Annotated in this window: 15 protein-coding genes and 1 pseudogene; 6 read left to right on the forward strand and 10 right to left on the reverse strand. The window is 40.9% G+C overall.

The window, feature by feature from the left end:
* Positions 1-445 precede the first annotated feature (445 nt).
* The 9 genes from Q9S52_RS00255 to Q9S52_RS00295 all read right to left on the reverse strand — a co-directional run bounded on the left by Q9S52_RS00255 (position 446) and on the right by Q9S52_RS00295 (position 6,908).
* Positions 446-1,942: a type II toxin-antitoxin system HipA family toxin gene (locus Q9S52_RS00255; RefSeq protein ID WP_304707523.1), complete on the reverse strand. Its 1,497-nt coding sequence runs from the start codon at positions 1,940-1,942 to the stop codon at positions 446-448.
* 8 nt (positions 1,943-1,950) lie between these two features.
* A complete protein-coding gene (locus tag Q9S52_RS00260) occupies positions 1,951-2,271 on the reverse strand; it encodes a helix-turn-helix transcriptional regulator (RefSeq protein ID WP_304707525.1) in 321 nt (106 codons plus the stop codon).
* Positions 2,272-2,356: 85 nt separating this feature from the next.
* Positions 2,357-2,797: a PH domain-containing protein gene (locus tag Q9S52_RS00265; RefSeq protein WP_304707527.1), complete on the reverse strand. Its 441-nt coding sequence runs from the start codon at positions 2,795-2,797 to the stop codon at positions 2,357-2,359.
* Between the two features lie 49 nt (positions 2,798-2,846).
* A complete protein-coding gene (locus Q9S52_RS00270) occupies positions 2,847-3,890 on the reverse strand; it encodes a Fic family protein (RefSeq protein ID WP_304707529.1) in 1,044 nt (347 codons plus the stop codon).
* A 20-nt stretch (positions 3,891-3,910) separates the two neighbouring features.
* On the reverse strand, positions 3,911-4,825 hold the full coding sequence (locus tag Q9S52_RS00275) for a Fic family protein (RefSeq protein ID WP_304707531.1): 915 nt from the start codon (positions 4,823-4,825) through the stop codon (positions 3,911-3,913).
* 62 nt (positions 4,826-4,887) lie between these two features.
* Positions 4,888-5,322 carry a hypothetical protein gene (locus Q9S52_RS00280; protein WP_304707533.1) on the reverse strand — a complete coding sequence of 145 codons (435 nt, stop codon included), beginning with the start codon at positions 5,320-5,322 and terminating at the stop codon, positions 4,888-4,890.
* A complete protein-coding gene (locus tag Q9S52_RS00285) occupies positions 5,313-5,567 on the reverse strand; it encodes a hypothetical protein (protein WP_304707535.1) in 255 nt (84 codons plus the stop codon). Before Q9S52_RS00285 ends, Q9S52_RS00280 begins: the two co-directional genes overlap by 10 nt.
* Positions 5,568-5,855: 288 nt before the next feature.
* The gene (locus tag Q9S52_RS00290; RefSeq protein WP_304707537.1) at positions 5,856-6,266 is read right to left on the reverse strand and encodes a hypothetical protein; all 411 of its coding nucleotides are present in this window, start codon (positions 6,264-6,266) and stop codon (positions 5,856-5,858) included.
* A 27-nt stretch (positions 6,267-6,293) separates the two neighbouring features.
* Positions 6,294-6,908: a hypothetical protein gene (locus tag Q9S52_RS00295; protein ID WP_304707539.1), complete on the reverse strand. Its 615-nt coding sequence runs from the start codon at positions 6,906-6,908 to the stop codon at positions 6,294-6,296.
* Positions 6,909-7,116: 208 nt separating this feature from the next.
* On the opposite strand from Q9S52_RS00295, the gene Q9S52_RS00300 reads away from it, so the two are divergent.
* From Q9S52_RS00300 to Q9S52_RS00310, 3 genes are all read left to right on the forward strand, one after another.
* Complete coding sequence (locus Q9S52_RS00300) at positions 7,117-8,037, forward strand: IS1595 family transposase (RefSeq protein ID WP_304707541.1); 921 nt, start codon at positions 7,117-7,119, stop codon at positions 8,035-8,037.
* A gap of 245 nt (positions 8,038-8,282) precedes the next feature.
* Positions 8,283-9,101, forward strand: coding sequence for a DUF6591 domain-containing protein (locus Q9S52_RS00305; protein ID WP_304707543.1), 819 nt, complete (start codon positions 8,283-8,285; stop codon positions 9,099-9,101).
* A gap of 26 nt (positions 9,102-9,127) precedes the next feature.
* The gene (locus tag Q9S52_RS00310) at positions 9,128-9,421 is read left to right on the forward strand and encodes a hypothetical protein (RefSeq protein WP_300601312.1); all 294 of its coding nucleotides are present in this window, start codon (positions 9,128-9,130) and stop codon (positions 9,419-9,421) included.
* Between the two features lie 89 nt (positions 9,422-9,510).
* Here the strand turns inward: Q9S52_RS00310 and Q9S52_RS00315 are convergent, their stop codons facing one another.
* Entirely contained in the window at positions 9,511-10,203 is a 693-nt protein-coding gene (locus tag Q9S52_RS00315; RefSeq protein ID WP_304707546.1) for a hypothetical protein, read from the reverse strand.
* A gap of 527 nt (positions 10,204-10,730) precedes the next feature.
* Between Q9S52_RS00315 and Q9S52_RS00320 the strand changes: the two are divergent.
* From Q9S52_RS00320 to Q9S52_RS00330, 3 genes and pseudogenes are all read left to right on the forward strand, one after another.
* Positions 10,731-10,907 (forward strand): annotated as a pseudogene (locus Q9S52_RS00320) (helix-turn-helix domain-containing protein); the annotation flags it as partial.
* Positions 10,908-10,953: 46 nt separating this feature from the next.
* Positions 10,954-11,664 (forward strand): hypothetical protein, encoded by a 711-nt coding sequence (locus Q9S52_RS00325; protein WP_155012630.1) that lies wholly within the window; start codon positions 10,954-10,956, stop codon positions 11,662-11,664.
* Between the two features lie 102 nt (positions 11,665-11,766).
* Positions 11,767-12,087 (forward strand): helix-turn-helix domain-containing protein, encoded by a 321-nt coding sequence (locus Q9S52_RS00330; protein WP_032573715.1) that lies wholly within the window; start codon positions 11,767-11,769, stop codon positions 12,085-12,087.

The raw sequence follows: 12,087 nt of genomic DNA on the forward strand, positions 1-12,087 counted from the left end.
TACTTACTTACTTACTTACTTACTTACTTACTTACTTACTTACTTACTTACTTACTTACGATGCAGAAGCGGTTAATTTGCTGATATACAGATAGATATAAACCTAATCCGTACAAGTGATGTGAATTTTCTATGTTTGTAAGTGGTTAACCGTCTGCTACTTAAATCGTTACAAGCCGCATTTGCCAAACAGACAACAGTGACTGAATGCAAAATTAGCGATAATAATCGGATTATCAAAGGAATATAGTAACTTTAACTTTTAGCGACATACAGATACGCGTACAAATTCACTGATTTTTTCTGTCGATATGTCTGCCGCAGTCTTATCCATAGAGGAGTTTTATCCTGTTTATCGGCTCAAATTTTAAGCTATATCCATGAAAAATGGTTTCAGATTGAGCCGATTTCCCCAATGTTTTAGCCGGAATAGAGCCTATAGGCTCTATTCCGGAGGGAACAGGATTTCAACTAATCGGATTCTCTCATCGGTAGGAAGATTATAAAAGTCTTGATTTGTCAGGTCGGTATAGAGGTCCATATTGGGTCTGACGAATCGTCGATGACGCTGTCCGTCAATTATCACAACTACTTCATAATGCCCTTTGGAATTGACTGATACCGAAAAATCAGTGATAGTTCTTCCGTGCATATCGCACAAGGATTTTTCGATACCATCGTCTTTGGAGATATAACCGAAAGCGATAAGATTGTCGTTCAGTGTCTTTTGGATTATACCACGCCATGGTTGAGTGATATGGCACCGCTCGGCGTATTCGCCGAATTTTGAAATTGCCTCGGCTACACGGTTTATGATTGCGTTGGCATTCTTTATATCATGCTGTTTCGCAAAATCGAGTAGGTCTGTCTTGGAAATCTCACTTATTTCTCCTCCAATGCTCAATCTACGCTCGATATTGGGGCCTGTGCCTTTTGTGTTGAATATAAATGTCGTATCGTATGACGGTGACATCCGCCATTTCCCATCCTCTTCAAGTAGGAATGAGAAGTTTTTGTTATGGTCATCAGTATTGTTGGCCATGACATTAAAAACCATCCGTGCGAAGAGCTGCTCAATCTCAGACTCGGAGATTGACAGTTCGCGACAGGTCGCAACGAGGTCTTTATAGCTTCGTGCCTCGGGGTTTATGGCAGCCAAAGTCTGAACATGAATCTTTTGGCCGTTTTTCCTATCGAAACGTTTGGTGAGAAAATGGTTGATGCTGTCTATGGGCAATAACCGACATTCCTCCATTTCGATTCCGGCTGCAACTGCCATTTTGTAATATGCAGTTTCAATTTCGGCAATAGGCATGGATTTGTCACCAAACTTCAAGATATAATATTCAAAACCTTCAAGCCCATCGGTCTGACCAGACCGAATTTCTCCGGTCGTGTTGTCAATGGCGATAATCGCCTTCATCTGGCGACCTCCGGCTGACGTACCCACGGCAAGCAATGCCTGCAACGTCAGTTCCTCGTTGGCATTCAGTACGATGTTGTCCCGGTCTTCAAGAATTTTGAGAGAAATATCGTATAGCGATTTGATGTCGATTGTACGAGTATGGGTAAGGTCTGCAGCGTAAGGCTCATATTCCAAAGCTCCCATACCTCGTGTGCCAATGAACATCAGTTTATACAGTGGCGTAACTTTATTGCGTGGTATTTTATTGTCCTTTACCCATTTATCAAATAAAGTGTTACCCCATGAGTCCGGCAATGAGTCAGCGATAAACGGTGGAAGCCCCTGGTAAACAGGCCTGTCATCCCCATATATAGGCAGAAGAAAATTTCGGTTCTTCGAAGGAGAAATTAGCGGAGCAATGTCGGGAAGCCTGTCTTTCAGCTCAGGGTTATATGTAAAATATGTACGTCTCGTGGCTGAGTCCCACACGAGCCGTCCGATTTCCTGCCCCCATAGATTTACTTTCAAGTATTTCATGCCCGTAATTATTTTTTCGCGGAATGGCGAACACGTTGTACTTTTTTCTCATTGTCGTTATACATATAAGGTGATTCGGGCAATTCGGGCAGCAGTGTATCCCAGTTCTCTCCAAGACCTATTGCCTTTAATAGTCTCAGAAGAGTACTGAACGAAATGTCAGTCATATTGCCGGACTCAAACCTATAGAGTGTGGTCATGCCGATAGATGCCGCTTCGGAAACCTCCTTACGGGTCATGCGCAACCGCAACCTGTAATCACGAAACCTCATGCCGAGATTCCTGATTACATCAGGCGTAGCCAATGATTTGTTCGTAAATGTCATCATAATGATATTTATGTCTAATATATTAGTATAACACTCCGCAGAATGATATTTACAAAGTTAGGCATAAAATCCCATACGACCAAATTTATTGCGCTTTATTGCGGATTTCCGGATTGACAGAAAGGAGTTGCTGGATAAATTCCTCTTGACGCACGGGCGATATAATGAGTGGAATGGAGCTTTTGAGAATCTTCCGGTCGGTAAAGGTGATTGCCAGACGGTGAGTAAGCGATGTTGCCGGGGCCGATAGCACACTCTTCGTAGGTTTTATCTCTTTAATCTTGTCAATCGGGTAGGCGGTGGGAATAAAGAAAGAATACACCACGAGCTTATCACCGTCAATCCGGTAATAGATACTGAGAAATGTCACCAAGACAAACGCCAGCATCACAAGACAAATAATCGTCGGCCATATCCCGTCATACATGAAACAAGGCACAACGCAGCAGACCGCAACGAGTCCAAGAATGAACCATGTCGATCCATCCCACATCGAATTATATCTTGTGCCTCTGAATTTTTCCATAATCATTGTCTTACGTTACTATGCTAATAATGTTACCTGACTATAGGTATTATTTTAGAATAACCCATCGACCGGTTTTGTCAGAGCCCTCCCTCGCAATGTAGCCAAGTTTTTTGAGGTCTCTTGTTGCTCGTTTAGCTGTGGATTCTGAAATATGAAGCGTCTCCATCATTTCTGAATGTGTAATCTCCGGATTGTTTAAAATGGTCGTATATACTTTTTGCAAGGATTTCTTTAGACCTGTTACAGTGTCATTATTGGCACTTATGGTGTTATTTACAGTGTCACTTTGAGTATTTACAGTGTCATTTTCTTGATACTGTGAAACTCGGCGTTTGAGATTTACGATATGATGACGTAGCATAACGTCCTGTACTATTGTAGAATCGTCATTCTCGCGGCTGTCAACGAGTGACTGGATATATTCGCCCTTGTCTTCTTTTCTGACGATAGAGGGAACAAGTCCTAACTGCCGCTGAATCATATTCATCACCAGTCGGGTTGTTCGACCGTTGCCGTCAACCCACGGATGAATAGTTACGAGTCTAAAATGAGCTTCAAAACTCAGGCGATAGCAAGCTGCAATATTTGCTTTGTCTACTTTGGCAATTTCATCATTGAGCCACCTGCAAAAATCATCCACTGCACGCGAAGCCTTATTATAGGCGAGATAACTCCTTCCGCCAATACCGGCACTGACATTGCACAGTCGGAACTCGCCTTTTGAAGAATCGAATTGTCCGGTAATAGTGGAGTATTCACTTCCGGTGCGGCGCATAACCAGTGCGGATAGTTGTTGCAATAACTTTGGCGTATATGTCGGAATCTCAGCGGCAACCCTGAAAGCATGAAGATAAGCGTCTTTCAGGTATACGTTCATCATCTGCTCGGTCAAAGAGCGATCCTTGGCAGCAATGTCCTCATCGAAAAGAAGTTGGTTCTCTATTTCAGTGACAGTAGAACCCTCAATTGCGGTGGAATTGGTCACAATGGAATAAATATAGAACTTCTGATAGTTCACCTGATCCTCGACTCCCGAAGCCCGATAAGCCTTCAGAGCCTCTTCTATCTGTATGTTAAGACTGTCGTCCATGATTTATTATCCAAGTAGCGTTATTTTGACACCGATGTTAATAATGACATTTCGGAAACGTCAATTTGACGTTTAGAGGCGTCGCTTTGAGGTTTAGCTGCATTCCAATGGATGTGTAAAGTGCGGTTGCGGAGGTCTGCCGGAATGCCGAACACTGCGAAATTCATAAATCGCTCCAATGGCTCAAACGTACGGTGAATACCTTTGGGAATATTTTCGTATTGAGAGCGGACAAGCGCATTGCGGAAGAACCATGAGTGCTTTTCAAAGCTCTCGTTATTCACCTCGAAGCCAAAACTTCTTAGATACTTGATAAGGAACACCGCAGTCGTGCGGGTGTTGCCTTCGCCAAATGCATGAATTTGCCAGATGCCTGAAATGAATCGCACGATATGTCTGATAGCGTCCGCAGAAGAAACGGTGCTGTAATCAAATTTCTTTTCCTCGCCGAAGTCATAATTCAGAAGTTCCGACAAAGACCCTGCGCTGCCATAGCTGATTGTATCGCCGTCAAGAATCCATTGATTTTTAGTGATGTTATATGCGCGGAATTGTCCGGCATGAGACAGTACATCTTTAAAAAGAAATCCATGAATACGTGACAGCTCCATCGGAGAGAATGTAAAAGCCTTCTCCGCCAAAAGAAGATTGATTCGGTCTGCCACCCGGTCTGCCTCAAAGGTTCCGTCAGCCTCCGCTTTCTCTCGAACCGACTTTTGGCTATAAAACTCCTCAAGACGCTTGCCGACCTCCTCGCTCGAAATTCTACCCTCGATATTGGCTTTAGCCTGTTCAAGCAGAAACTCCGACGGTTTCAACCGGTCAACATCCTGCAAGCCGATAGCCATCGACCAGTTACGCGCACGTTCCTCCACCCCCGGTTCCCCGGAAGCAAGATACTGCTCAAACTCTCTATATCTGTCTTTGTATGCCATGTAGTCTTGTTTATTCTCAACTCTTTGAAGGCGGAAAAGATATATGCTGCCAAGTGATGTTACTATGATCTAAGTTGTAGAGTTTCAGTTACACTAAATTCTTTCTTGCCTTGAGTCCATTTGATAGTAATGGGCATGAAATCTGGTGCACTTGTGCATAAAAGAACGTTAATATCAAAGCTTCCATGTTTTTTAAGACGAGGGAACGTTTTTGAATCGTCCCAACGAGCGTATACGCCCTCGGTTTCAGGAATAATCACTTGAATGTTTTCGGCATGAATATCAATCTCTGAAGCGTTGTAAACTCTTATACGCCAACTTTTCCCTTGTTTGAAGAAGTTTGCTCTTATATTTGCTGCCTTTGGCTTATACTTGCGTTTAATCCAAAGGATAAGTTTCCCGATACCTTTAAGAGCACCGAATACCACACCGCCAACCGCTATTATTGCTCCTATAGCGGCTGCCCAATCTTGAACAGACCAATTGCTTATTTCCATTTCTTGAAAATGGATTTGAGCTCGTTAGCAAGAGCTGATTTTACTTCTTGAGCCATGTCTTCTTTAAGAGCCTCCAACTCCTCGGAATTATATTCTAATAGCTCGTCTTTGCCACCAGGATATTCCCTACCGCAATTAGAGCATTTAATGAAAGTCTGGTCTTCATTATACTCAAACATATCCTGACATCCGCAAGTCGCACACCTTGGGTGGAAATCGCGTGTAATATTTTTAATGTTGCTCATTTGTTTTCAGTGTTTGTTTATTATTGAATAATGGCGAATAGCCATGAATATATTGGCTTGGCCTTGCAATCGCCATTGACCAGTTCCGCGCATGTTCCTCCACTTCCGGCTCCCCAGCTCCCCGGGAAAAAGGTACTGCTCATACTCCTTATATCTGTCTCCGTATGCCATTATTACTTTTGCTATAAATGGAGGTTTATTTGAAGTTTTTTATAAAGTCCGTTAGGATGCCGTTTTTCATGATATTTGGAACGAAATTCTCCATAACAGATAAGCTCAAGAACTTTGTCACAAATATGCTTTAAACCTAATCGTCCCTGCAAATGAGTCCTTGATGTAGTCTAGGTTTCCCTTGGGAAGGGCATCAAATTCCAGTTTCAATTCGTGAAGCTCTCCATCTGACTGTTGAATCGCATCTCGGAGATTACGGTAAAAACTAAGTGCCTTTTGTACGAGTTTTGGCAGTTCTGTGCTATTATATCCGGTCTTGAAATCTTTGTCGTGGATAATATCAAAGAATATTTTCTGCTCTTTAGCAGTCATGGAGTTTATGGTCTTCACCCATTGACTCATCCCAAGTTTATGTTTTTTCTTGTCGAGCCACTCAAAGAAGAAACGATAAATGATATAGGTATCAGGCATCTCAAGAAGGGTGTGATACTCATCCAGATTTCGCCCAAAAGCTTTAAGGAAGCCCAACTATATACTTGAATATACCAAGCTATTTTATTTGAAATACACCGTGATAAACCTGCTGTTATTCGGCAGGTTTGTTCTTAATCCGGCTTTAATTAGCTTGTTATTGATCATTGTCGCGACATCATGACCTCCATTGCAGCGAATCTTTATGCCATCTTTGAAATTATCAATGTCAATACACCGCTGTCCATAGGTTGAAATAGTTCCAAGAACCTCTTTAATACGTGCCACTAATTTGGTTTTATCCGGTTTCTCAGATAATTCATGCAGGGCCTCTTCATACGACAGATTTAGATAAGCCTCTATACCTGTGATAAGATTGTCGTAGTGTCTATCGAAATATTCCGAAATAGCTTTCGATATGTTTCCTCCGCCACTTAAAGGCAGAAAATTATCATTTGTCTTTATTTCTTTGCTTAAAAAATGATCGGTGATATATAAATCGATTCTGTCTTTTTGTTCTTCGGATAAGTAATCCTCTTCGATTACTTGACGACTATCCCATATCCAGAGGGCATACCCTCGCTTGCCATTATCCCATTTGATGATACCGAGATGCATCCAGGGTTTGGGGTGGATTTTGAGTTTCAAGATGTCTTTTACGAAACGATTTTGAGGTGATAATAGGACTAATTCCGGCATAGCATCAAGTTTTATAAGATTTAGGACAATGTATCGACCTTGTCGGAAGCCTAAGGTCAGGCATTTTACACCTCTTGAAAACTTTTAATTTCCTGAATTTTAACGTGTTATAAATTTTTATTATATTTATATAACCAAATAATATAAAGCTCATGAACCAAAGACTTTCTATTCTGTATTACCCGCCATTCGAGAAAATGGCAAGTAAATGGTACGGGAATTAAAGACCTCTTGGGACCTAAAAGGGTTAATGCACGATGAAAAATCATGTAGAGAGCTGTTGGAACAAAAGCGATGGAATGGGAAACCGATATGTCCACACTGTAATCACTCCTCCGAATATCACTATAAACTGAAACGTGAGGGGTATTATAAATGTCGGCATTGTAGAAAAACATTTACCGTACTTGTTGGAACTATGTTCGAGGGGAGCCATATACCATTGAACAAATGGTTTTATGCGATTGACAAATTTCTGTCTAACAAGAAAGGGGTAAGTAGCCTTCAATTATCCCGTGATATACAGGTTACTCAAAAGACAGCCTGGTTTATGCTCAATCGGATAAGGTACAATCTGAATGACACAGAGTTATTTATACAGAACAAATTCGATGGTACCGTGCAAGTGGATGAGACTTATATCGGTGGCAGAAATAAAGGGCGTTTCAAATTCAATCGGGGGCGAAGTACCAAACAAAAAGTTGCGGTTTTCGGACTATTAACCGACAAAAGAGTTTACGCTCTTGTTGTTCCCAATACAAGCGGGAGAACCCTGAAACCGATCATATATGGCTTGGTAAAACCCGGCTCTACGATTGTATCCGATGAGTGGCAGGCATATCAAGGCCTTTCCATAGAATACCGCCATGAGATGGTTACTCATCATACCAAACAATATGTAAATGAGAAGGGATTTCATACGAACGGCATAGAGGGATTTTGGTCTCATCTAAAACGAGGGCTGAAAGGCATTTATCATGCTGTCAGACCCAAGCACCTGCAAATGTATTGCGACGAGTTTGCATACAGATACAATACGAGAAATTTGGATGACTTACAACGATTCGTTCAATTCATAGCCCAACCGAGTACCCGATTAAGATACACGGAACTAGTATATAACCTTTGAAACGGAGCAAAATTTTGTAATTTTGTGGCGACATATGAATAGCGTTTAGCTATTGTTTTGGGCAGAGAAAACGACCAATTTTAATCTAATCCCACAAACAATAAGTGAACGCTCATGCGATAGCGTGGGCTTTACTTACTTGGGATTATGGTGCTTGGTCGTACCTCTCTGCCGGTAAGTGTCAGCCCGCGCTTCTTTTTGTGGCGTGTAAAACGATAGCGAGATGCACCGTAATTTTACATGTTATGAAAAACTTCTATTTTGCGGCAATGACTTGCCTGCTGTGCGGTTGCTCCGGCATTCCCCGGGAACGCGAGGTAACAGTTGCCGATGTGGAAATCACAGGTTTGCTGAAAGACCATGTGAAAGTCGTGGACGGCAGTTACAAATTCACCCACAATGGAGACGATGCTTTCATTACCGTCAAATTTGAATTGACGCAGGTTAATGTCGGCACTGAAATCTGCCGTAGAAAACATCCGGAAGGTATTCGGCTCAATCCGATCGGTGAGACCGGCGAAATATTCGATACCGGAGTTTACGGTTTTACCACCAGCCGGACGGAAACGACGAAACTCAAAGAGTTCTTGAATACCGGCAGCGAAGGCGACACGAAAAGTATTTCATTCAAATGGGATTACTTCGGTCTCAATAGTGAAAAGAAGATGGCAAAAACTATATTCGACCAGGCTGTTTCATTCGAGGTGATCGACAATACGTTCGGCTATGATTGGTCGAATGACGATATACATTGGGACGATAACCCGAATGTCGAATACGACGGATCGAATACGACGAATCATACATCGACAAGTACTTCATCGGGATCGAACAACTGGGATAAAGTCCTGGATGAATATGAAAAATACATCGACCAATACATCGAGCTATATCGAAAAGCTCAAAGTGGCGACATATCAGCCCTATCGGCCTATGCGGAAATGCTGGAAAAAGCCGAATCCTACAGCGAAAAATTAAGCCGAGCCGAAGGTAGCATGTCGGCGTCTCAAATGAGCCGATATATAAAACTGACTGGCAAACTGTCGTCGGCTTTCACGGAATAATTAGGTATCATAAAAATAGAAAAGATATGAAACCCTGGATAGCCAATTTATGCTTCATCCTTGTGGAAATCATCCTGATAGGCATTGCCTTTATCATCGGTGCCGATGCCATCGAATGCTTGACGGAGGGTGATCTCAGTGGGTATTTCAACGAAATGAGCGATTTGATTCAATACGTCTCTATTATCGACGTGATATTGCTTATCGTATCCGTTTTGTTTTTAGTTGTCAAACCTCTCAGAACAAAATTGACCCGATTCTGTTCGATCTGTAATATCGTATGGGCCGTCATTCAGGCCGTTTGGATGTTTCTAAACTAATTAAAGAACAGCCACATAAGGTAGCTAACTCATCGCCCCGTACAACGAATCGTTGAACGGGGCGATTTTTTATTCAGCAAGGGCAGTCGTTATACGTTAATCGTACATTTGATGTTAATCTTACAACGTACGCCATCTATTGTTGCGGTCAATGTATCATAACCGGAAGTCTGATATGCAGTATATGAATATAGGCCAATTACGCATCCGGGATAACCGCTCACTAAGACAAATTGCTCTACGGTACCAGAGATAACTTGCATGTCAGTGATATTATCGAGGTTCAGCTCTCTACCGTTATATACGATTCGCTCGATTCCGATCATAGTACCGTTATCCACTACAATGTTCGTTACAGTAATTTGAATCGGAAACTCGTCAGTAGACGAAACAACTGTAGTGAAAGTATTGTTCGTAAATGAAATAGATGGAATGAACACCGCGTCGGCGGTAACAGACAACATCTTGTTCAGATCTTGCTTACTAATTTTCGTTGCATTCATTGAATGCAATGATAGTATCAATCCCAGTTGAAACGATGCGGTTCCGGCATATGGATTAAAGCCAGCCTTCATGGCATTGAATACTGCGACAAGTCCGGATTTTGATATCTTGGCTGAGCTATAAAAGCCTGCATCAGTCATTGCAGTCTGTACATCAGACGGATTTGTCAATCCGCTTTTAAGTTCGTCGAGACACTTAACAAGTCCGGCTTTGCTTATTTTTCCTGTCCCTTCGAAACCCGCAGCCAGCATGGAATTCTTGAATGATTCTTTAGACATGATCTAAGTATTTTTAGGAATATATCTCCATGTTGAGAATCAATTAACACGTCTCAAGGACAAAGATTCCAGACTCATGAATCTTTGCTACTCCGAAACGCTGTAACCCATGCAAATTCCCTATCTGATAGGAAAATATACCATTAACTAAGTTGGTACATTAAAGTATATAGATGGGTAACGGTCATTAAAGTCAAGTTGAGAGTGGAGTTATATCTTTTTCTTTTGGCAAGCAAAATAGTTCTTTGATATGATGAGTGTATGAGTAATAATTTGCATCTATATTACGAATAATATATTGTTTGTAGATAGGTGTATATAGCACTTACAAACAAAATCATGACATTTAATCTTTGGAGTTTCTGCTCAAAAAGGGATATGTGCATGGTTAATTATTCAATGATGTGCATTTTCTATGTACAACACATCATTAAATAAATAAAAAGTATGACCTTTGTATATTATATGATATGTTGGCTGTGGCAAAGTCATCGACATAGTCGCTTTGTACCTTAAATTAAGAAAATATGGCAAAGAATACAATGGGTACAAAGTTGCCCCGAAAATTGGAGCAGAAGATGCAAATTGTAGGTGAGCAGATTAAGTTGGCTCGATTGCGCAGAAATCTAAGTGTGGCTCAGGTGGCAGAACGGGCTACCTGTTCTCCGTTCACCGTAGCTCGTATAGAGACAGGTGCACCGACCAGTGATTAGGTAGAGAGTAACGAAATAACAAAAAAGAAAGATAAATATGAAATATAAAAAAAGTCCTTTAGACTATTTCTTACAACAACGGATAAGTGACAATGCAAAAGAGCTAAAGAATACTCTTAATGAAACATTGCAAATGGAGCAAAATTGTTTAGAGCAAATACATCTAAGCATAAATCATTGTAAAAATAATATTGCTGTCTGTGAAGAGCAAATTAAAAAATGTAGTATGGCGTCTTTGTCTATCTATGAAGCTAAGAAATTCGCATTCAAAGACAATCTAACCATATGGAATACGATGGGACATATTCAAATGACAAGTATTGAAATGAAGGAATATTTGAAGCGCTTGTCCGTTGAAGATGTTGACGAATGGGAGCAACGAACTGTTATTAAGTCGGCATATACAGCTATATATGAAACTTCAAAAAAGTTAGTTGATACTACTGGTGATATTATTAAATTTATTAAGGATTGTTTCCCAAGTTATGACTATGGAGCATTTACTGCTGCAAGAAAAGAGCTTACCAAGTTTAGAGAGGAAAACACAGCCGAATTAACTCGTGTTAGAAAGGGAATAGATGCTCATAGGGATGTAGAAGTAAGTGCACAGATAGATATTATAGAAAGATTGCATTTGGCTGAAGCGGTGCAATTAATTACTAACTACGGAAATATTGTTAATAAGCTTGGCAATGTAACAAGTCCGATTATAGAATTGGGTGTAAAAAGATTGCAAGTATGCTTCTAAATTCTATACTTTATGGAATAAACGATATAAGACAATATCTTCATAATGTATTATTAAATAAACAAAAAGCATTATCTTTGCATATTATATGAAGGGTTGATTATGACAAAGAATACAATGGGAACCAAACTTCCCCGAAAATTGGAGCAAAAGATGCAGATTGTAGGCGAGCAGATTAAGCTAGCTCGTTTACGTAGGAATCTGAGTGTAGCTCAGGTGGCAGAACGGGCTACCTGTTCACCGCTTACTGTGTCTCGAATTGAAAAAGGTATTCCAACTGTTGCTATAGGAATTTATATGCGTGTGTTGTATGCTTTGCAACTCGATGATGATATTTTACTGCTTGCCAAAGAAGATAAAATGGGAAAAGCTTTGCAAGATTTGAGTTTGAAAACAAGAGAACGTGCATCCAAGAAAGAATAA

Origin of the sequence: uncultured Rikenella sp. (assembly GCF_948810725.1) — a bacterium.
Taxonomy (GTDB): domain Bacteria; phylum Bacteroidota; class Bacteroidia; order Bacteroidales; family Rikenellaceae; genus Rikenella.